At 71.8% G+C, this 21500-nt stretch carries 16 protein-coding genes; 9 read left to right on the top strand and 7 right to left on the bottom strand.

The genetic code is table 11. The features are described 5' to 3' along the window. Positions 1 to 2: 2 nt before the first annotated feature. Complete coding sequence (locus MT347_RS15170; protein ID WP_243502132.1) at positions 3 to 1292, bottom strand: choice-of-anchor G family protein; 1290 nt, start codon at positions 1290 to 1292, stop codon at positions 3 to 5. Positions 1293 to 1591: 299 nt separating this feature from the next. Here MT347_RS15170 and MT347_RS15165 point away from each other — a divergent pair, with 299 nt between their 5' ends. Next, positions 1592 to 3988: a LuxR C-terminal-related transcriptional regulator gene (locus tag MT347_RS15165; RefSeq protein WP_243502130.1), complete on the top strand. Its 2397-nt coding sequence runs from the start codon at positions 1592 to 1594 to the stop codon at positions 3986 to 3988. Between the two features lie 308 nt (positions 3989 to 4296). After that, on the top strand, positions 4297 to 5739 hold the full coding sequence (locus MT347_RS15160; RefSeq protein WP_243502128.1) for an APC family permease: 1443 nt from the start codon (positions 4297 to 4299) through the stop codon (positions 5737 to 5739). Between the two features lie 61 nt (positions 5740 to 5800). Here the strand turns inward: MT347_RS15160 and MT347_RS15155 are convergent, their stop codons facing one another. Further along, positions 5801 to 7465 (bottom strand): phospho-sugar mutase, encoded by a 1665-nt coding sequence (locus MT347_RS15155; RefSeq protein ID WP_243502150.1) that lies wholly within the window; start codon positions 7463 to 7465, stop codon positions 5801 to 5803. Between the two features lie 29 nt (positions 7466 to 7494). Beyond that, positions 7495 to 8328 (bottom strand): purine-nucleoside phosphorylase, encoded by an 834-nt coding sequence (locus tag MT347_RS15150; protein WP_243502127.1) that lies wholly within the window; start codon positions 8326 to 8328, stop codon positions 7495 to 7497. A gap of 175 nt (positions 8329 to 8503) precedes the next feature. Between MT347_RS15150 and MT347_RS15145 the strand changes: the two genes are divergently transcribed. Beyond that, positions 8504 to 9964 (top strand): NAD(P)H-quinone dehydrogenase, encoded by a 1461-nt coding sequence (locus MT347_RS15145; RefSeq protein ID WP_243502126.1) that lies wholly within the window; start codon positions 8504 to 8506, stop codon positions 9962 to 9964. A 729-nt stretch (positions 9965 to 10693) separates the two neighbouring features. On the opposite strand, the gene MT347_RS15140 is transcribed toward MT347_RS15145, so the two are convergent. Both MT347_RS15140 and MT347_RS15135 read right to left on the bottom strand, forming a co-directional pair. After that, positions 10694 to 12460, bottom strand: coding sequence for a biotin carboxylase N-terminal domain-containing protein (locus MT347_RS15140; protein WP_243502124.1), 1767 nt, complete (start codon positions 12458 to 12460; stop codon positions 10694 to 10696). Between the two features lie 77 nt (positions 12461 to 12537). After that, positions 12538 to 13185, bottom strand: a complete 648-nt coding sequence (locus MT347_RS15135) for a nucleoside triphosphate pyrophosphatase (protein WP_243502123.1) — start codon at positions 13183 to 13185, stop codon at positions 12538 to 12540. A gap of 347 nt (positions 13186 to 13532) precedes the next feature. On the opposite strand from MT347_RS15135, the gene MT347_RS15130 reads away from it, so the two are divergent. Genes MT347_RS15130 through MT347_RS15115 form a run of 4 tightly spaced genes read left to right on the top strand, consistent with a single transcriptional unit; the run spans position 13533 to position 17800 of the window. Then, positions 13533 to 14792: a class I SAM-dependent RNA methyltransferase gene (locus tag MT347_RS15130; protein WP_243502121.1), complete on the top strand. Its 1260-nt coding sequence runs from the start codon at positions 13533 to 13535 to the stop codon at positions 14790 to 14792. Positions 14793 to 14848: 56 nt separating this feature from the next. Beyond that, positions 14849 to 15517 carry a response regulator transcription factor gene (locus MT347_RS15125; RefSeq protein ID WP_243502119.1) on the top strand — a complete coding sequence of 223 codons (669 nt, stop codon included), beginning with the start codon at positions 14849 to 14851 and terminating at the stop codon, positions 15515 to 15517. Beyond that, positions 15510 to 16766: a sensor histidine kinase gene (locus MT347_RS15120; protein WP_243502117.1), complete on the top strand. Its 1257-nt coding sequence runs from the start codon at positions 15510 to 15512 to the stop codon at positions 16764 to 16766. Before MT347_RS15125 ends, MT347_RS15120 begins: the two co-directional genes overlap by 8 nt. After that, on the top strand, positions 16763 to 17800 hold the full coding sequence (locus tag MT347_RS15115; protein ID WP_243502115.1) for a hypothetical protein: 1038 nt from the start codon (positions 16763 to 16765) through the stop codon (positions 17798 to 17800). Before MT347_RS15120 ends, MT347_RS15115 begins: the two co-directional genes overlap by 4 nt. Positions 17801 to 18016: 216 nt before the next feature. Here the strand turns inward: MT347_RS15115 and MT347_RS15110 are convergent, their stop codons facing one another. Both MT347_RS15110 and MT347_RS15105 read right to left on the bottom strand, forming a co-directional pair. Further along, positions 18017 to 18253: an acyl-CoA carboxylase epsilon subunit gene (locus MT347_RS15110; RefSeq protein ID WP_243502113.1), complete on the bottom strand. Its 237-nt coding sequence runs from the start codon at positions 18251 to 18253 to the stop codon at positions 18017 to 18019. Then, on the bottom strand, positions 18250 to 19839 hold the full coding sequence (locus tag MT347_RS15105) for an acyl-CoA carboxylase subunit beta (protein ID WP_374206545.1): 1590 nt from the start codon (positions 19837 to 19839) through the stop codon (positions 18250 to 18252). The genes MT347_RS15110 and MT347_RS15105 overlap by 4 nt, the downstream gene beginning before the upstream one ends. A gap of 158 nt (positions 19840 to 19997) precedes the next feature. On the opposite strand from MT347_RS15105, the gene MT347_RS15100 reads away from it, so the two are divergent. Next, positions 19998 to 20780, top strand: coding sequence for a biotin--[acetyl-CoA-carboxylase] ligase (locus tag MT347_RS15100; protein WP_243502109.1), 783 nt, complete (start codon positions 19998 to 20000; stop codon positions 20778 to 20780). Between the two features lie 68 nt (positions 20781 to 20848). Next, entirely contained in the window at positions 20849 to 21403 is a 555-nt protein-coding gene (locus MT347_RS15095) for a PH domain-containing protein (protein WP_243502107.1), read from the top strand. Positions 21404 to 21500 lie beyond the last annotated feature (97 nt).

Genomic DNA, 21500 nt, shown 5'->3' with positions numbered 1-21500 from the left:
GATCAGCCCTGGGCCGGTGCGGCCACGTGCTGGCTGCGACGTCGCAGCAGCACGGCGGCGACGATGACGGCTGCGAGACCGAATCCCCCTCCGGCGAGTGCCAGCGACTCCGGGCCGGCGACGGGAACGGCCAGCTGACCGGCGTTGGGGCCGACCGACGCGGTGGCCAGGTCGACGATCGCGATGGCGCCCGCCGTGCCGAGGCCGACCCGCAGCGCCGTCTGGGTGAAGGTTCCGTCGGCGGTGGACTGCACGTTGACCTGCAGTTGAGCCAGTGCGGTGATCGCGTCACCGAGTGGGCCCTGGAGGCTGTCGACCAGGCCGTCGAGCACCGGGTTGATGACGGCTTCCGCGACACCGAGGGCGGTGCCGAGGACGAGACCGGCGAGGCCCAGGTCGTCGACGCGGTCCTGGACGGCATCCAGGATTCCGTTGACACCGGCGGAGATCTGCGTGACCACGGCTGCGGGCACGAAGGACAGCAGGTCGGTGCCGGGCGCCAGCTCGTTGATGTCGGCCACGCCCGCGGCGGCCAGCAGGTCGTCCTCGGTCAGCGTGATGGTGCCGGAGGCGAACGGGTTGTCGAGGTCGAGACCGGCGACGGCGGCGGCCGCGAGCAGCGTGTTGATCGCGGGGTTGAGGGTGTTCAGCACTCCCGAGACGAGGGTGCCGTTGACGACGACGCCGACGTCGGCGACGACGTACTGCCCGCTCTGCGTGCCGTCGGTCGTCTGAGTGGCGGATGCCGCGAGCGTTCCGATGTTCACCTGCAGTCCCGCCAGGACGTCGGCGCCGCCGACCGTGATGCTGGCCGTGTTCTCCGCCGAGGGGTCGCCGACGCTGGAGGGCGTGACAGTGCCGACGCCGATGAGGCTCGGTGCCGCCGAGACGGCACCCGAGAACGCCGACGAGCTGCCGTCGTCGTTGGCCCGGGCGTACTGGCCGACGGCGCCGAGCTGGATGATGCCGTTGTCGCCGAAGAGGTTCGTCGATCCCGCCTGCAAGGCGATGAGACCCGCGAGGGCTTCGGCGTCGAGGGGCTGGTCGACGATGACGTCGCCCGAGGCGTCGGTGTTGACGGCGTTCGCGCCGCGCAGGGCGGCGACCTGATCGAGGATGTCGGTGCCGAGCAGGGACGTCTGCACGAGACGGCCCGTGCCCTGCGACACGACGTCGGCGGGGGCGGCGTACGCCGCGGTTCCGGGGAGGAGAAGTGCGGCGACGGCGGCGGTGGCCCCGACGGCGCGCACGGTCCGCCCCCTTCGGGCGGAGGTGTGTGGACGAATGGTCATGGATGCCTGCTTCCTGGATGGCCGCACACCGCCGAGCCCACCGCGGGCCGGGTGGTGCGGTGCAAGCCGAAGGTAGGCGCGGCGTCGAACCCGCGGCATCCGTGCCCCGTACCGAATCGGACTACTTAGGGAGCGCCCGGGGATCTCCGTGTCGCCGGAGAACTACTGGTTCGCCGCCGAGAACGCGGAGGAGTCGACGAATGGGGTGTAAGAACGGAGCCGGGGCGCGTCCGTGGACGCGGGGAGTGCAGGAGACACGCATGGGTGCAGGTCGACTACTGGTGGGGCGAAGGCGCGAGATGCTGATCGCCGTGGAGGCGCTGCGCGCGAGACGCAGCGTGCTGCTGGCGGGGCCGGCGGGGAGCGGTCGGTCTCGACTTCTGACCGCGATCGTCGGCGCGCAGCCGCGACCGTCGTTCGTGATCGAGCTGCGGGCAGGTGCCGTGGCGGTGCGATCGGGGGTCGGCGATCGACGCGTCCTCACCGGTGACGCCGATGTCTCTGCCCTCGTCTCCGACGTCGCTGCCCGGGACGGAGTCCTCGTCGTCGACGACATCGATCGGATTCCGGATGCCGTGACTGCGGCGCTCATCGACGCCCTCGGCGTCTCGGATGCCGTCCTGTTGGCGGCGCTCGCCCCGCGGCACGAGATCGCGAGACGCGCGGGTGCACGGGGGGAGCTGCTCCGACCGCTGATCGAGGATGCCGACCGACTGACCATCGCGGTGGGACCCCTCACCCTGGCCGAGACGACGGCCCTCGCGAACGAGGTGCGGGCGAGCAGGCACGGGGTCGGGCCCGCCGACGACGCGTGGATGATCGCGCTGCACCACCTCAGCGGCGGCAGTCCCGCGCTCGTCGACGAACTGGTCGAGGTGGCCGCGGTGCGCGGACGCATGCACGCGGTGTGTCCGATCGAGCCGTTCGCCGACCTCCTCCCGGGGGCCCTCGTCGAATCTCTCACGCGGCTGCTGGCGCCCTTCGACGCCCGCGACCGCCGTCTGCTGGCGATCGCGTTCGACCTCGGTGCGATTCCGTTGCGCCACATCGGGTCGGTCATGCCCGCCGACGTGCTCGCCCGCCTGCACGACGGCAACCTCGTCGTCGCCTCGGTCGACGTGGAGTCGGCGGCCGTCAGCCCGCTGCTGGCCCGGGTCGTCTCCGAGTCCTCGCCGCGGGGTGAGCTCTCGGACGAACGACGCGAGATCGCCCACCGTCTGCTCGACCTCGTCCGTCAGGGAGACGTGCTCACCCCCGCCGAGGAGGTGTTCTGCGCGCGCTTCGCGGGCGTCCCCGACCCCGCGGGACCACTGGTCGAGCCGTTGGCGGCGTTGCTGCCGCGCGCGGCGCTGTCGCTCGCGCGATCGGGTACGCCGCGTGACGCCCTCGCGGTGATCGCCCGCGTGCTCGACGACGGCCCCGACCTGCGCGCGTCGGCGGCGCTGGTCCTCGCCCGCATCGCCCTCGAGGAGTACGTCGAAGCCGAGCGGCTGCTCGACTGGCTCCCGCACCCCAACACCGCCGCCGAGCGCGAGCTCTCTCTGCACGTCTTCGTCCGGACGCTGTGCGCCACGTGCGCGGGGGTGGATGCCGCGCGCGAGCGCGTGCGGGCACTGGTGAGCTGGGCGCCCGACGACCAGGAGTGGCGCGTCCGCGTCGAGCACGCCGCGATGATGCTGTCGCTGCCCAACGGCGCCTCATTCGTCGAGAGGGCGCTGTCGACCCACCCCGTCGACACGCCCCGGCTCGATGCGGCGGCCCGGGACGACGCCCTCCGCGCGGCGCTCGCCGCGTCGCGCGGGCAGGCCGCCCGCGCGCGCGTGCTGTTGCGGGGACGCCAGTCGACGCACGGGTGGGATGTCGAGTCCGACCTCACGCTCTTCTTGCTGCACGCGTGCACGATGGTGATGATCGGCGAAGACCTCTTGATCATCGAGAGTGCCGCCCGACGCCGGCTGCTGTCGGCGCGGTGGGCCGACAGGCAGGACGAGGTCGCCGTGCTGGCCCTGCTGGATGCGACGGTGCAACTCCTGCGCATGCGGCCGGACGTCGCCTTCGCCAGCCTGCAGATCCCGCGGATCGCGCCGCCGGAGTCGCTGCGGGTCTGGTACGACGCCATGCGCGTCGCCGCCTTCGTCGCGCGGGGCGACCTCGTGCATGCCCACGAGGCGCTCGAGCGCATCGACTCCGTCTCGGCGGGCTGGGCGGGCGGCGGTTTCTCGGTCCTGCGCGAGATGGTGTGCGCCCGCTTCGAGGTGGCCAACCACCGGTACGACGCCGCGGCCGTCCGCGCGGATCGGGCGATCGACGATGCCGAGCGACGGATGCCGATCCTCCTGCCCTTGCTCCTGCGCATCCTGGTGGCTGCGGGTGTTCCCCTCTCGCGGGTGCAGGAGCGTGCCACCGCTCTGGCGGAGCGGTTCGACCTCGAACCGCTCCGCGCGTTCCTCGCCGAGGTGCAGGCGGATGCGCGCGTCGACGCGCAGCCCTCTCTCGATCTGCTCACCTCTCGCGAGCGGGAGGTCGTCGATCTCGCCGTGGCGGGGGCGTCGAATGCGCAGATCGCCCGCCGCCTGGGGGTGTCGGTGCGCACGGTCGAATCGCACCTGCACCACGCCCGCACGCGTCTGGGGATGAGTCGGCAGGACAGGTTCGCGCAGGTCGGCCGCTCGGAGCGTCCGCTCGTGCAGCGCTGATCCGAGGGGTCCAGGCGTCTAGGGAGCCGAGGGGCCGAGGGGCCGAGCGGCCGAGGGCCCCGGGCGCGGGGCCCAGGCCGAGGAGCCGAGGGGTCGAGGGGCCGAGCGGCCGAGGGCCCAGGGCGCGGGGCCCAGGCCGAGGAGCCGAGGGGTCGAGGGCCCCAGGGGCCCAGGGGCCCAGGGGAGCGGGTCCCGTGTCGGCATCCGGGGGCCCGCGGGCGCGGACGCTCGTGCCCGCTTGCGGACGTGGCCGGAAATGGACACCGGGAGACGTTGTCCGCGGATCGTCGCCGGGCCAGAGTGGGCACATGACCGATGTCGCCGTCACCCGCCCGCCGTTGAAGCGCACTCTCGGCGGGTTCCAGGTGTTCGCGATCTCGTTCGCGTTCATCTCGGTCGTGGTGGGGGTGTTCGCGACCTACGGCGAGATGCTGCAGACGGCCGGGCCCGTCGGGGTGTGGCTGTGGGTCGTGGTCGGGATCGGGCAGACGCTCGTCGCCCTGGTGGTCGCGCAGTTCGCCGCCCGCATCGCGCTCAGCGGCTCCTCGTACCAGTGGGCGTCCCGGCTCGCCTCTCCCCGCGTGGGCTGGTTCTTCGGATGGTCGTCGTTCTGGTTCCTGGCCACCGCCGTCGTCGCGATCGCCAACGCCCTCGCCAGCCAAGCGCTTCTGCCGTTGCTCGGCATCGACGCCGACGAGCAGCTCACCCGCTGGCTGACCGTCGCGATCCTCGGCATCCAGGCGGTCCTCGTGATCCTCTCCACCCGCCTGTTGGGCATCGTTACCTCCGCGGCGGTGGGCGTCGAGCTCGCGATCGTCGCGGTGCTCGTCGTGGTGCTCCTCGTCGTCGCCGTCCTCACCGGCACCGCGGAGCCCGCGAACCTGGTCTCCCGCGGCATCGCGGAGGCGGACCCCCGGTACTTCACCCTCGGGGGCGGGATCATGGCGGGGATGCTGATGGGGCTGACGACCCTCGTCGGGTTCGATTCCGCCGCCAACCTCGCCGAGGAGGCGAAAGACCCCTACCGCAGCGTCCCCCGGGCGATCGTCGGGTCCGTCATCGCGGCGTCCGTCGCGGGGCTGGCGTTCCTCGTGGTCCTGACCGTCTCGATCCGCGACGTCACCGCGGTCAGCAACGACCCTTCCCCGGTGGCCGCGATCATCCGGGAGCAGCTGGGACCGGTGTGGGAGCAGATCCTGCTCGCCGGCATCGCGTTCTCGATGTTCGGGGCCGGCACCGTCGTCATGGCCGCGGCCGCCCGACAGGCGTTCGCCATGGCCCGCGACGGCCGCTTCCCCGCCGCGCGCCTGGTCGGCCGCGTCGACCCGCGCACCCAGACCCCGGTGTTCGCCACCTTGCTCATCGTCGCGGTGGGCTGTGTGCTCATGCTCGCCCTCCCCGGCGAGGCGCTGCTGCAACTCATCATCGGCAGCACCATCCTCCCCGCCCTGATCTACGGCGGCACCGTCGTGCTCTACCTCGTCGTGCGTCGCCGCCTCGAACGGCGGGAGAGAGGTTTCAGCCTCGGTCGTCTCGAGGTGCCCGTCGCGGTCGCGGCGCTCGTATGGATCGTCGTCGCCCTGCTGGCCCTCGTCACCCCCGGCGACGCCCTGGTCCCCGTGCTCATCGTCGTCGGGCTCCTCGCCGCCGGCGCCGTGTACGTGGTGTGGATGCTCCGCTACCGGCCGGGCGTCATGGACCGGCGACCCGTCGACGACGACGCCCTCGACCCGCGCCCCGCGCGCACCTGAGCGGCCCCGAAGCGCGGCGAGAACCGCCGCCCGCCGGGTCCGCTGCGCACGGGTCGACGTCTCAGCGCACCGCCGCGAGCATCTCCTCGGCACCGGAGCGGAGCGCCGCGAGGCGGCGGCGCGCCTTCTTGGCCGAGGCGCCGCGCACGTCCAGGTACAGCTTCAGCTTCGGTTCGGTTCCGCTGGGACGCACGATCAGGCGCGAGCCGTCGTCGAGCCACAGCCGCAGCACGTCTCCGGGTGGGAAACCCTCGACGCCCTCGAGTAGGTCGTCGATGCGCGCGACGGCGACCTCTCCCACCCTGGAGGGCGGCTGGGCGCGGAGGGATGCCATGATCCCGGCGATCTCGCCCACGTCACGCACGCGGATCGAGATCTGATCGCTCGCGAACGCACCGAACGTGTCACGGAACTCCTGCAGCAGGTCGGCGACCGTCCGCCCGCGCGCGCCGGCCTCGGCCGCCATGCCGAGCATCGCCACCGCGGCGGAGATGCCGTCCTTGTCGCGGACGGTGCCCGGATTCACGAGATACCCGAGGGCCTCCTCGAAGCCGAAGACGATGCCCGGCGCCCGCGAGATCCACTTGAACCCCGTGAGCGTCGAGTGGAAGTCGAGCCCGTAGTGCGCGGCGACCGCCTCGAGCCCGGGCGATGACACGAGCGAGCAGGCGAGGGATGCCGGGGCCCCGGCATCCGAGGCGTCGCCGTCTCCGCGCGCCTCGGCCGCGGCCCTTGCCGCCCGCCACCCGAGCAGCAGGCCGATCTCGTTGCCGGTGAGCCGGCGCCACCCGCCCTCGGCGTCGGCGTCGGGAACCGCGACGGCGAGGCGGTCGGCATCCGGGTCGTTCGCGATGACGAGCTCGGCGTCGCTTTCTCGCGCCGTCTCGAACGCGAGGTCCATCGCCCCGGGCTCTTCGGGGTTGGGGAACGCGACGGTGGGGAAGCGCCCGTCGGGGTGGATCTGGGCCTCCACGGGTGTCGGGGCCGGATACCCGGCCGCCACCAGCACGCGCGTGACGGTCTCCCATCCGACGCCGTGCATCGCGGTGTACACCCAGCGCAGAGCCTCGGCACCCGCGGGCGCGGGGGCGACGGCGGCGGTGGCGGCGACGTACGCCTCCACGACCGACTCGGGGGCGTTGGCGTACCCGACGGAGCGGGGGAGCACCGTGACGTCGCCCGCATCGGCGACGCGCTGGATGTGGGCGGCGATCTCTGCGTCGGCGGGCGAGACGATCTGTGCGCCGTCGTCGTGGCCGCCCAGGTAGACCTTGTAGCCGTTGTCGTCGGGCGGGTTGTGGCTGGCGGTGACCATGACACCGGCGTCGGCGCCGAGGTGGCGCACGGTGAAGGCGAGCACGGGGGTCGGAAGCGCCCGGGGGAGCAGCACGGCGTTCAGCCCCGCGCCCGCGAAGACCTCCGCCGAGTCCCGCGCGAAGACGTCGGAGTTGCGCCGTCCGTCGTAGCCGACGACGACGGTCGGTGCCGTCGACCCCGCGCGCTCGCCGAGGAACGCAGCGAAGCCGGCGGCCGCCTGGGCGACGAGCACCCGGTTCATGCGGTTGGGGCCGGCGCCGAGCGCGCCGCGGAGCCCCGCGGTGCCGAACGCCAGCCGGGTGGAGAAGCGATCGTCGAGGTCGGCGGTGGCCGCGGCATCCCCCTCTTCGGCGCGGTCGATGAGCTCCGCGAGCTCGCCACGGGTGACGGCATCCGGGTCCTGCGCCATCCAGGCGCGGGCCGCATCCAGGTGCCCGCTCACAGCGCGCCGATCACGCGGGCGAGCAACGCCGAGATGACGGGCTCGGCCTCGCGGCCGGCCTCGAGCACCTCTTCGTGGCTGAGCGGGGTCTGCTGGATGCCGGCGGCCAGGTTCGTGATGAGTGAGAAGCCGAGGATCTCCATGCCGGCCTGTCGCGCGGCGATGGCCTCGAGCGCGGTCGACATGCCCACGATGTGCCCGCCGATCGTCTTGGCCATCTGCACTTCGGCCGGCGTCTCGTAGTGGGGTCCGCGGAACTGGCAGTAGACGCCCTCGTCGAGCGACGGGTCGATCCCGCGGGCGACCTCGCGCAGGCGCTTCGAGTACAGGTCGGTGAGGTCGACGAAGGTGGCCCCCTCGAGCGGGGAGTCGGCGGTGAGGTTGATGTGGTCGCTGATGAGCACGGGCTGCCCGGGCGTCCACGTCTCGCGGATGCCGCCGGCACCGTTGGTGAGGATCATGGTCGTCGCCCCCGTCGCGGCCGCGGTGCGCACGCTGTGCACGACGCGGCGCACGCCGTGACCCTCGTAGTAGTGCGTTCGCGCGCCGATGACGAGCACGTTCTTGCCGCTCGGGGTGCGGACGCTGCGGAGCGTGCCGACGTGTCCCTCCAGGGCGGGCTTGGAGAAACCGACGACCTCGGTGGCGGGGAACGACGCCGTCTCCTCGCCGATCAGTTCGGCGGCGCGCCCCCAGCCCGACCCCAGGGTCACGGCGATGTCGTGGTGCGCCACGCCCGAGAGGCGGGCGATGTCGTTCGCCGCAGCCGCGGCGATCTCGAAGGGGTCGACCGCCGGGTCGTCGAGCGGGTGTGAAGTGCTGGTGGACATCCCCCCACTCTAGAAAGCACGGCGCGTGCGGGCCAGATGCCGGGCTCCGCCGACGGGCGTGTCGCTTCCCGGGGAGGAGGGTGCCGCGGACCGCCGTCCCTCGTCCGCGGGCGCATCGACCGCGGCGGATGCCGCGCCGCGGCAGCGGTTCGGCGGCGGCCCCCGCGCTGACAGAATGGATGCCATGGTGCAGAGCTTCGAGCGCAAGCAGTCCGTCGCGATCGTCGGCGGCGGCCCCGGCGGCTACGAGGCGGCCCTGTCGGCCGCGCAGCTCGGCGCCGACGTCACCCTCGTGGAGCGCGCCGGGGTGGGCGGTTCCGCGGTCATCACCGACGTCGTGCCCTCCAAAACCCTCATCGCCACGGCCGACGCCGCCGTCGCGATCCGCAACGCCAGCAGCCTCGGCGTGCAGCTGTTCGCCAAGGACGACCGCGGCAAGCCCCTCACCCCCGAGGTGGCGATCAACCTCGCCGCCGTCAACCAGCGCCTCCTCTCGCTCGCTCGCCAGCAGTCCGACGACATGCGCAGCTCCCTCCTCGAGGCGGGGGTGCGCATCATCTCCGGGCACGGCCGTCTCGACGGCAACGGTGCGGTCGTCGTCTCGACCGAGGCCGGCGGCACCGACTTCGACCGCGTCGAGGCCGAGACCCTCGTCGTCTCGGTCGGCGCCTCCCCGCGCGAGCTCCCCTCGGCCAAGCCCGACGGCCAGCGCGTCCTCACGTGGACGCAGCTCTACAACATGAAGTCCGTCCCGTCGCACCTCATCGTGGTGGGCTCGGGGGTCACGGGTGCGGAGTTCGCGTCGGCCTACATGAACCTCGGCGCGAAGGTCACGCTCGTCTCCAGCCGCGACCAGGTGCTCCCCGGCGAGGATCAGGATGCCGCGGCGGTGCTCGAGCGCGTGTTCCAGCGCGGCGGCATGACGCTGCTCGCCAAGGCCCGCGCGGAGTCGGTCGTCAACACCGGGGACGGCGTCCTCGTCACCCTCGCCGACGGTCGCACGATCGAGGGCAGTCACTGTCTGATGGCGGTCGGTTCGATCCCCAACACGGCCGGCATCGGTCTCGAGCAGGCCGGGGTCCAGATGACCCCCGGGGGCAACATCCGCGTCAACCGCGTCGCGCGCACCTCGGTCCCCAACATCTACGCCGCCGGTGACTGCACGAACTTCGTGCCCCTGGCATCCGTCGCCTCGATGCAGGGACGTCAGGCGATCTTCCACGCCCTGGGCGACATCGTCATCCCGCTCGAGACCCGCCGCATCACGGCCAATATCTTCACCGCCCCCGAGATCGCCACGGTCGGGTTCAGCGAGCAGGACGTCATCGAGGGCCGCATCGCGGGCGTCGTGCGCAAGCTCCCGCTGTCGGCGAACCCGCGCGCGAAGATGCAGGGGATCACCGACGGCTTCGTGAAGCTCATCGCCCGCAAGGGCAGCGGCACGATGATGGGCGGCGTGATCGTCGGCCCCAAGGCGTCGGAGCTGATCTACCCGATCGCGATCGCCGTCGAACGCCGCCTCACCGTCGACCAGGTCGCCCGCGTCTTCGCGGTCTACCCGTCGCTGACCTCGAGCATCACCGACGCCGCCCGCGCGATGCACATCGTCGATCGCGACGACCCCGGCGAGGACTGACCCCCCCGGATGCCGCCGCCTCCCGGCATCCTTCCTCCTCGCCGCGGCGCCTTCCCGTGCCGGTGCTGCGCGACTGTTGCCGGTGCGCGTGCCCGTGCCTGTGCCGGTGCCGGTGCTGCGCGCATGTGCGCGGCCGTGCGGCCTGAGAAACGCCGTTCCTCCCGAGAAACGCCGCGACACGGCGTGTCTCGAGCGGATCGGCGTTTCTCGCTGAGCGCGGGTGACGCGGGGTTCCGCACAGCCGCGGTGGGGGCTTTCGGCTCGCGGACGTAGCACCGGGTTCCGTAGCCTCATCGCTCCGGACTGCGCCGTTTTCAGCCCGCGCCGCGACGGCGTCCGCATTGCGGCGACAAACGCCGTTCCTCCCGAGAAACGCCGCAACACGGCGTGTCTCGAGCGGATCGGCGTTTCTCGCTGAGCGCAGGCGACGCGGGGTTCCGCACAGCCGCGGTGGGGGCTTTCGGCTCGCGGACGTAGCACCGGGTTCCGTAGCCTCATCGCTCCGGACTGCGCCGTTTTCAGCCCGCGCCGCGACGGCGTCCGTATTGTGGCGACAAACGCCGTTCCTCCCGAGAAACGCCGCAACACGGCGTGTTTCGAGCGGATCGGCGTTTCTCGGTGACGGCCCCCTGCTCAGTGACACGCCACGCACGCCGCCACGCCGCACCCGCGCGCAATGCGACGGCGCCGCACCCCCGAAGGGATGCGGCGCCGGAAGAGCGGGACGCGTCAGCTGATCAGCAGCAGCTGGTGACCGGCCGAGACCGTGGTGCCGGCGGTGGCGTCGATGCCCGCGACCGTACCGTCCTTGTGGGCCTGGATGGGCTGCTCCATCTTCATCGCTTCGAGCACCACGACGAGGTCGCCCTTGACGACCTGCTGGCCTTCCTCGACGGCGACCTTCACGATCGTGGCCTGCATGGGCGACTTGACGGCGTCGCCCGTGGCGCCCGCCGAGGGCGAGGCCGCGTGCGCGCGACGCGACGGGGGAGCCGCGGCGGGGCGGCCGACGGCGGGGGCTGCCGCCGTGATGCGGTCGGGCAGGCTGACTTCGAGGCGCTTTCCGCCGACCTCGACGACCACGGTGTGACGGCCGGGGGCTGCGGCCGGGGCCTCGGGCTCGCCGTCCCACGCCGGGATGTCGTTGACGAACTCGGTCTCGATCCACCGGGTGAAGACGCCGAAAGTGCCGTCCTCGGCGGTGAAGGCGGGGTCGCGCACCACCTTGCGGTGGAACGGCAGCACGGTGGGCATGCCGGCGACCTCGAACTCGTCGAGCGCACGGCGGGAGCGCTCGAGTGCTTCGGCGCGGTCGCGGCCGGTGACGATGATCTTGGCCAGCAGCGAGTCGAACGCCCCCGAGACGCTGTCGCCGGCGGTGACGCCGGAGTCGAGGCGGATGCCCGGGCCGCCAAACGTCTTGAAGACGTGGATGGGGCCGGGCTGGGGCAGGAAGCCGCGGCCCGGGTCCTCGCCGTTGATGCGGAACTCGATGGAGTGGCCGACGGGAGCGGGGTCGTCGTAGCCGAGTTCCTCGCCCTCTGCGAGGCGGAACTGCTCGCGCACGAGGTCGAGGCCGGTGACCTCCTCAGACACGGGGTGCTCGACCTGCAGGCGGGTGTTCACCTCGAGGAACGAGATCGTGCCGTCGGCGCCGATGAGGAATTCGCAGGTGCCCGCACCGACGTAGCCGACCTCCTTGAGGATGGCCTTGGATGCCGAGTACAGCACGGCATTCTGCTCGTCGCTGAGGAAGGGGGCCGGGGCCTCCTCCACCAGTTTCTGGTGGCGGCGCTGCAGCGAGCAGTCGCGGGTCGAGACGACGACGACGTGGCCCGCGGCGTCCGCGAGGCACTGGGTCTCGACGTGGCGCGGCTTGTCGAGGTACTTCTCCACGAAGCACTCGCCGCGACCGAAGGCGGCGACGGCTTCGCGCGTCGCCGACTCGAACATCTCGGCGACCTCGTCGAACTCGCGCGCGACCTTCAGACCGCGCCCGCCGCCGCCGTACGCCGCCTTGATGGCGATGGGAAGGCCGACCTCTTCGGCGAAGGCGATGACCTCGTCGGCGCCCGAGACGGGGCCGGGCGTGCCGGGAGCGAGCGGGGCGCCGACCTTCTCGGCGACGTGGCGGGCGGTGACCTTGTCGCCGAGCGACTCGATGGCGTCGGGCGAGGGTCCGATCCACACCAGGCCCGCGGCGATCACCGCGCGTGCGAAGTCGGCATTCTCGGCGAGGAAGCCGTAGCCGGGGTGCACGGCATCGGCGCCGGAGCGGCGGGCGACCGACAGGATCTTCTCGATCGAGAGATAGGTGTCGGCGCTGGTGGCGCCGTCGAGGGCGTATGCCTCGTCGGCCAGACGCGTGTGCAGGGCGTCGCGGTCCTGATCGGCGTAGACGGCGACGGAGGATTTCCCCGAGTCGCGGGCTGCGCGGATGACACGGACGGCGATCTCGCCGCGGTTGGCGACAAGGACCTTGGCGATCTTCGGCATCCTCCCAGCCTAGCGAGGGGGCAGGGTCGCCTTTTGACCCCCCTCCACAAGAAACGTCGGAAAACGTGTGCGGGAGTCTACGAACGGTTCCACAGGTCGGTCCACGAGCCCCCGAGCTCGCGCACCAGTCGACGCACCGTCGAGAGCGACATCCCGACCACGGTGGAGGGGTCGCCGTCGACGCGTTCGATGAACGCCCCGCCCAGGCTGTCGACCGTGAAGGCCCCGGCCACGAGCAGCGGCTCGCCGCTGTCGACGTACGCGGCGATCTCCTTTTCGTCGACATCGGCGGCGAAGGTCACCGACGCCTGGGCCACCGCGTGCGCCTCGGTCGGTTCGGCACCGGGGGAGAGACGGATGACGCTGTGCCCCGAGTGCAGGATGCCGGTGCGCCCGCGCATCTGCTGCCACCGCTCGGTCGCGGCCTCGGGCGTGTAGGGCTTGCCCAGGATCTCGTCGCCGAGCTCGAACATCGAGTCGCCGCCGATGACGAAGCCGTCGAAATCGGGCTCGTCGTCACGCAGTCGCCGGGCGACGTCTTCAGCCTTGCGCCGGGCGAGCAGCAGGACGTGCTCGGCGGCGGGCAGGCGTCGCCCCTCGGCCGCCTCGACCGCCTCGATCACGGCTTCCTCGTCGACCCGGGGTGCCCGCGCCTCGGGCTCGATGCCCGCCTGCCGCAGGAGCATGAGACGGGCCGGAGAGGTGGATGCCAAACACACGCGCATAAGACAACGCTACCGACGTCGGGCCGACGAGCGGGTCGGCAGATGCGAGGAGGCTGAGCCTGTCGAAGCCCCCGCGACCCGCTGCTCCCGGGGCCCGTTCCTCGGATGCCAGGGCAGAGAGGCAGATGCGACGTGGCTGAGCCTTGAAGCCCCCCCGGCCGCGACCCGCTGCTCCCGGGGCCCGTTCCTCGGATGCCAGGGCACCCCGGCAGATGCGAGGTGGCTGAGCCTGTCGAAGCCCCCGCCCCCCGCGGCCCGCTGCCGTCCGGCACCCTTCGACATGCTCAGGGTCCGTCGGTGCGCCCGCGCGCGGCGGTCTCCCCGGTCGGATGTGTCAGGCTCGGGGGATGCACGACGGCGACCTCATCGAACTCGACATCACCGGCATCGCGCACGGCGGTGTCTTCGTCGCGCGACACGAGGGTCGCGTGGTGTTCGTGCCCGACACCCTGCCGGGGGAGCGCATCCGCGCCCGGCTCACCGACACGCGCAAAAAGTCCTTCTGGCGCGCCGACACCGTCGAGGTGCTCCAGGCCGCACCCGAGCGTCGACCGCACGTGTGGGGCGCCGCGGGGATCGACGTCGACCCGGGCGAACGCGTGGGCGGGGCCGAGTTCGGCCACATCGCCCTCGCGCATCAGCGCGCGTTGAAGGAGAGGGTCATCCGGGAGGCCGTCGAGCGGGTGGGCCGCCTCGAGCTCCCGGTCGACGTGCGCGCCGCCGGCGACCCCGAGCGTCCCGAGACCGCCGACGGCACCGGCTGGCGCACCCGCGTGAGCCTGCACGTCGACGCCGACGGTCGTGTCGGCCCGTACGCCGCCCGCACGCACCGCGTCGTCGAGACGGCCGATCTGCCGCTCGCGACCGAGGCCGTCGAGCGGGCCGTGGCTGAGGTGCGTTCTGGCGCGCAGCCCGGCCGCATCGATCTGGTGCAGCCCGCCGACGGGCGCGTCCGGGTGCTGCCCCGCCTCGACGGATCCCGTGCGAGCGGCAGGCCGGAGGTCGTCGGCGAGCGTGTCGGGGACCGGGTGTTCCGCGTCGATGCGGGCGGCTTCTGGCAGGTGCACCGCCTGGCGGCGCACACCTTGACCTCACTCGTGTCGACCGAGCTCACGGCATCCGTGGGAGCGCTGGATCCCGAGGCGCTGCACCTCGACCTCTACGGGGGAGTCGGTCTGTTCGCCGCGACCCTCGGGGAGCTGGGCGGGTCCGCGACGCGCGTGGTGAGCGTGGAGTCCGATCCCCGCGCGACAGAGCACGCGGGGGAGAACCTCGCCGAGTGGGTCGGCGCGCGCGCCGAGACCGCCCGCGTCGACCGATTCATCGGGCGATTCGCCGCCGACGCGTCGGCACGCGACCGCGAGCGACTGGCGCGCGGCGTCGTACTGCTCGATCCGCCGCGCGCCGGAGCCGGTGCGCAGGTCGCCGAGGGCATCGCCGCGCTCTCGCCGACCGCGGTGGTCTACGTCGCGTGCGATCCCGTCGCGCTCGCCCGCGACCTCGCCACGTTCGCCGACCTCGGGTATCGGGCGCACGAGGGCATCCGCGGAGTCGATCTGTTCCCGAACTCGCACCACGTCGAGGCCGTGACCGTCCTGCGTCGCTGATCCCGGCGCTGAAGGATCTCCCGCATCGAACCGCGCTGCGTGGATACGATGTGGAAATGACCCGCGTCGCTCTCATCGATGATCACGAGTCCGTTCGGCTCGGGTTGGAGGCGGCTCTCGCCCGCACCGAATCGACGAAGGTCGTCTTCTCCGGATCCAACGTCGCGGCGTACCTCGCCTGGCGGAAAGCCGCGGTGGCGTCACCCGCCGACGTCGTCGTGCTCGACCTGACGCTCGGCGACGGCACGACCGTGTCGGAGAACGTCGACCGCGTCGTGCGTGACGGGTCGAGCGTCATCATCCACAGCGTCGCCGACCGCCCGGCGGCCGTGCGCGAGGCGCTCGCCGCGGGGGCCGCGGGCATCGTCAGCAAGTCGTCGCCGACCCATGAGGTGCTCGGTGCCATCGTCACCGTCGCGCGCGGCGAACTCATCGACAACGTCGAGTGGGCCAGTGCCGTCGAGGGCGATCGCGAGTTCGCCAACGCCCAGCTCTCGGCTCGTGAGCGAGAGGTGCTGCGGCTGTACGCGGCAGGTCTGCCGCTGAAAGCCGTCGCCGAACGTCTCGGCGTGGCGTATTCGACCGCCAAAGAGAACATCACCCGCGTGCGGGTGAAGTACGTCGAGGTGGGCAGGCCAGCGCCGACGAAGGTCGATCTGCTCCGACGCGCGATGGAAGACGGCATCCTGCAGGACGCTCCCGATGACGCATCCCCCCATGGCTGACCTCCGCAGGTCGGTGCTCGACGAGGCGTGGGGGCGCATTCCCACCTCCCGCGAAAGTCAAGCCGACCAGGGGTCCTTCACGCAGGCTCGCATCGAGCGGGTGATGACTCTCATCGTCGGCTTCGGCTCGCTCGTGCTCGGCGCCCAGGCCTTCGCCGCGGCGGCCGGTTCCCCCGACGAGGCCGCGCAATGGCACGTGCCGCTCGTGGTCGCCATCTTCGTTCCGCTCGTCGCGATGATCGTCGCCTGCATCGTGGGCCGGTTCGCGCGGATCTTCTCGGGCATCTTCGCGGTGGTGTTCGTCCTCACGCTGTCGGTGTGGCCGGTGGCGACGGCGGGGGGCCCCGCGCCGACGCCCACCGAGGATCCCTGGATCTTCTTCCTGGTGAACGTCGCGACCGTGGCGAGCATCGTGGCCTTTCCGATCGGGCTTCAGATCGCGTGGATAGTCGTGACGCCGCTGCTCTACGGCGTCGTGCGCCTGCTGCAGGCCGGAGGCGACGGCGACTTCGTCGTGACCGTCGCGCTCGACGTCTCGTTCGCGTTCATCCTCGGTAGCGTCCTGATCACTCTGGGCTGGATGTATCGCTCGATCGCGACGAACGTCGACCGGGCGCGCGCGGCCGCTGTGTCCAGCTACGCCTCGGCCGCGGCCACGGCGGCGACCGAGAACGAACGCGTCGCGGTCGCGGCGCTCATGCACGACAGCGTGCTGGGCGCGCTGCTCGCTGCCGAGCGGGCGACGACTCCGCGCGAGCGCACCCTCGCCGTCAGCATGGCTCGCGAGGCGTTGACCCGCTTGGCCAACGCCGAGAAGGACGCGCTGGAGGGCAGCGACGAGCCCGTGCCCGCGGTGCGCCTCGCCGACGACATCGAGGCGGCCGCCGGCGAGCTCGGCGTGCAGCTGCACGTCGTCCGGCAGCTCGAAGAGGGCACCCCGCGCGTGCCGGGTCGGGTGGCGCGGGCTCTCGTGCTCGCCGCTCTCCAGGCGGTCGCCAACGCCGTTCAGCACGCCGACGCGCAGGGCCTGACCGTGCAGGTGACCGGCTCGGCATCCCCGGGTGGGGTGGCCGTGCGCGTGCGGGACACCGGTTCCGGCTTCGACGTCGCCGCCATCGCGCCCGACCGTCTCGGCATCCGGGGGTCGATCCACGCCCGCCTGGCGGCCGTCGGCGGCCGCAGCGACATCGACTCCCATGCGGGCGGCACCACCGTCACCCTCGAGTGGGAGAGCGGGGACCGCTGGTGACCGTCCGCGCGATCCTGTCGTTCCTGGGCGTCGCGCTCACCGCGTACCTCGCTGCGCGCGGGCTCATCTGGACCTCGCCCGAGACGGTGGAGCGCGGCTGGTTGATCGTCGCCGCCCTCCTGCTGTACCTGCCGGTGACGTTGCTCTGGATCTTCGCGATCGGCGTCCGGGATCGTCCGTCCCCGTCGGCGCCCGCCGCCGCCCCGCCGCGCGCACCGGCGTGGCAGGTCGTGCTGGCTTTGATCGTCGCTGTCGTCGTCTCGAACGCGACGTTCCTCGCCGTCTCGGAGCAAGGACGCACCGAGCCGTTCGTGACGTGGGTGATCGGCGCGATCGGCGCCTTGATGATGATCGTCATGGCGCGTCGGCGTCCGGTCGCTGCCTGGACGGGGATCGCGGTGCTGACGGTGGCGACGTCGTTCTGGCTCGGTCCGTTGCAGGCCATGAGCCTCGGACTCATCGGCTCGATCGTCTGGGTGGCGGCGGCGCAGTTGGTGATCTTCGCGCTGGATCGGGCCGCCCGGGATGCCGATCAGCTCGCCGAGCTGCAGCAGGCGGCCTCGGCGTGGCAGGCGTCGCAGAGCGGGCGTCAGCGCGAGCGGCGCCTGCACGTGCAGCGGGCGTTGCAAACGGCGGGTCCCATCCTGTCGCGCACCATTGAGAACGGCGGCAATCTCGGCCCCGCCGACAAAGAGGCGGCCCGCCGGGCCGAGGCCAAGCTGCGCGACGAGTTGCGCGGCAACCGCTTGCTCGATGACGAGGTGCGCGCGGAACTCGACGCCGCGCGGTGCCGGGGTGCGGCGATCAGCCTGTTCGACGAAGGCGGTCTCGACGGCCTCGACGGCCGCAAGCTCGCCGAGGTCCGTCGTGAGCTGGCGACGATCCTGCGGGAGTCGGTGTCGGAACGCGTGATCATCCGCACATCACCCGACGAGCAGGTCGCGGTCACCGTCGTGGGCCGCTCGAGCGTCGATGCCGCCGCCGGCGACGACGACAACGTGGACCTCTGGCGAGAGATCCGCCGCCCGCGCTGACCGTCCGGCGCGCGAGGCGTCAGGAGAAGCTGAGGGGTGAGGGGCGGCGATTCGCCAGCCCCTCACCCGGGCGAACGGTTACCCGAAAACCGTTCGCAAAGCCGGATCCGGCTCGAAGAGCGGTCCGACCGAACGCAAGAAGCGTTCCAGCTCTCCCAGTATTCGCGTTGCGGCGCCCGTCGTCTGTAGGTATTTCGGGGGACACGGAGCCCGGTGTCAGCCCGTGAATCCGTTCCAGCCCGCTGCGCGGTTCAGCGGCTCGCGCAGGCCACGGGCGTTGAGCTCCCACCGCGAGCGGACCGCGTCGTCGGGCGCGGTCGCGTCGGCGACCTCGCGGGTGTACTCCTCGGTGACCACGACGATCGCCGCGGCCAGCTCTTCCTCGGTGGGCGCACCGCGCACCACTTCCACCACGACCGGCGGAACCTCCCGGGCGTCGTCCGCGTCGCTCACAGCGGGATGTTCCCGTGCTTCTTGGCCGGCAGGCTCGCGCGCTTGTTGCGCAGGGCTCGCAGCGCCTTCGCGATCGACACGCGCGTCTGGGCGGGTTCGATGATCCCGTCGAGTTCGCCGCGCTCGGCGGCCAGGAACGGGGATGCCACGTTGTAGGTGTACTCGTTCGCGAGGCGCGTTCGCACGGCTGCGACGTCTTCGCCGGCCTCCTCGGCGCGCTTGATCTCACCGCGGTACAGGATGTTCACCGCGCCTTGACCGCCCATGACGGCGATCTCGGCGGTGGGCCAGGCCAGGTTGATGTCGGCGCCGAGCTGCTTGGAGCCCATGACGATGTACGCCCCGCCGTAGGCCTTGCGCAGGATCACGGTGACGAGCGGCACGGTCGCCTCGGCGTAGGCGTACAGCAGCTTCGCGCCGCGGCGGATGACGCCGGTCCACTCCTGATCCGTGCCGGGGAGGTAGCCGGGCACGTCGACGAGGGTGACGATGGGGATCGAGAACGCGTCGCAGAACCGCACGAAGCGACTCGCCTTCTCGCCCGCGTCGATGTTCAGGGTGCCGGCCATCTGCGACGGCTGGTTGGCGATGATGCCGACCGTGCGTCCTTCGATGCGACCGAAGCCGATCACGATGTTCGGCGCGAACAGCGGCTGCACCTCGAGGAATTCCCCCGCATCCACGATCCCGTCGATGACCGTGTGGATGTCGTAGGGCTGGTTGGGGGAGTCGGGGATGACGGTGTTCAGCGCGCGATCTGCGTCGGTCGTCTCGAACTCGAAGGGGGTGTCGTAGACGGGGATCTCGGCGAGGTTGTTGTCGGGCAGGTATCCGATGAGACCGCGCGCGTAGTCGATCGCGTCGTCCTCGTCGTCGGCGAGGTAGTGCGCGACGCCCGAGCGGGTGTTGTGCGTGTGGGCGCCGCCGAGCTCCTCCATGCCGACGTCTTCGCCGGTGACGGTCTTGATCACGTCGGGGCCGGTGACGAACATCTGGCTGGTCTTGTCGACCATGATGACGAAGTCGGTGAGGGCGGGCGAGTACACCGCACCACCGGCGGCGGGGCCCATGATGAGCGAGATCTGCGGGATGACGCCCGACGCCGCGGTGTTCAGGCGGAAGATCTCGCCGTACTTGCCGAGAGCGACCACGCCCTCCTGGATACGTGCCCCACCCGAGTCCAGGATGCCGATGATCGGGATGCCGCTGCGGAGCGCGAGTTCCATCACCTTGATGATCTTGTCGCCGGCGACCTCGCCGAGTGACCCGCCGAACGTCGAGAAGTCCTGCGCGTAGACCGCGACATTGCGGCCGTGGATGGTGCCCGTTCCGGTCACGACGGAGTCGCCGTAGGGGCGCGACTTGTCCATGCCGAAGGCGGTGGTGCGGTGCCGCACGTACTCGTCGAGTTCGACGAACGAGCCCGGATCGACCAGCATCTCGAGGCGCCCACGGGCGGTGAGCTTGCCCTTGGCGTGCTGCTTGGTGCGGGCCGCCGTTTCGGCGTCGACGACCGCCTCCTGGAACCTGTTGCGCAGGTCGGCGATCTTGCCGGCGGTCGTATAGAGATCGGGCTGGTCGGTCACCCTTCCCACCCTAGCGACCGCACCGTCGCCGACGTTGGAGGGTGTGCACAATGCACGGCCGCGCGGGCTGTGGCATCCGACCACGAACGACGCCGGGTCGTCGAGCCGATTCCGGCAACCGGATGCCACGGCGCCCGTGGGTTGCCTAGGGTGTGCACATGCCGATCCCCGCCGCCGGATACCCGCGTACCGCCGCCCGCAGTCCCCGCGTCCAGGTGGTCGAGACCACCGACTCCACGAACGCCGACGTCGTCGCCGCCGTCGCCGCCGATCCCGCCGGCTGGCCGCACCTGTCGTTGCTGGTCACCGATGACCAGCGCGCGGGGCGCGGGCGCCTCGACCGGTCGTGGACGGCTCCGGCCGGAACGGCGCTGGCCGTCTCGGTGGTCGTCGACGCCACGATGATCCCACCGGCTCAGCGGGGGTGGATCCCGCTCGCCGCCGGAGCCGCCATGACGCGCGCGGTGCGGCACCAGCTCGCCGGCCACGGCGCGACGGCGGAGTTGAAGTGGCCGAACGACGTGCTCGTCGACGGCGGCAAGATCTGCGGCATCCTCGCCGAGGTCGTCCCCGCCGACGCCGACACCGTGGTTGTGGGCGCGGGGGTGAACACCCGCATGAGTCGCGCCGATCTCCCGGTGACCACGGCGACCTCGTTCGCCGCGGTGGGCGCCGAATGCGACGACGATCGTCTGCTCGCCGACTACGTCGATGACTTGGGCAAGACCCTCGCCCGCCTCGCGCATGATGACGTCGCGCGCGTGCACGACGAGATCGAGAAGCTCTGCGCGACCATCGGTCGCGAGGTCACCGTGTCCCTACCCGACGGGTCGACGCTGCAGGGCACGGCCACGCGTCTCGACGACGACGGGCGCCTGGTGGTCGAGGCGGGCACCATCGAGACCATCGTGTCGGCCGGAGACGTCGTCCACGTGCGCTGAGACGGCCGCTCGTCTCGTCTCCGCGTGGCACCGGGCCGGTATCGGAGTCGCGTCGCACAATGGGAGACGTGAGCCAGCCCTCGACCCCCCTCGGTCGCCCGCGCATGCCGGCGCCGGGAGCTGCCGCGCCCGAACTGCGCATCGCGCGGTTGCGGTCGCACGCGCGGCGGTTGTTCTGGTCGGCGATCGTGCTGATCGGCGTGGCCGGGGCCACGGCCTACTTCTACGACAACCTCCCGGCTCCTTACGAGAACTGGATGCTGCTGTCGACGGCGGGTGCGCTCGTGCTGCTGCTCGTCGTGCTTCCCTATTTCGTGTGGCTGTCGCGCACCTGGACGATCACGACACGGCGGGTGATCGAGCGATCCGGTCCGTTCGGGGCGAACCGCCGCGAGATCTCGCACCTGCGCGGCTACGCGATACAGCTGCGCCGCGGCATCCTGCAGAGGATGTGGGGCGCGGGGACGCTCACGCTGTCCAACGGCGTGGAGCCGGCGCTGCGGTTGAAGAACATCCCGCACGCGGTCCTCGTCCACGAGACGCTCGTCGACCAGGTCGAGGTCAACCAGATCCTGGCGCACCGCGACTCGCAGACGTTCGGCTCGGGCTCCGTCGGCCTCTGACCCGCGGGTTCCGGTCCTCTCGACGGGCTCAGGGACCCCGTTGCGCCTCCACAACCTCGGTGGCTGAGCCTGTCGAAGCCCCCCAGGGGCGCCGACG

The sequence above is a fragment of the Microbacterium sp. VKM Ac-2923 genome (assembly GCF_022815605.1).
Taxonomy (GTDB): Bacteria; Actinomycetota; Actinomycetes; order Actinomycetales; family Microbacteriaceae; genus Microbacterium.
This window is presented reverse-complemented; position numbering and strand designations above follow the sequence as displayed.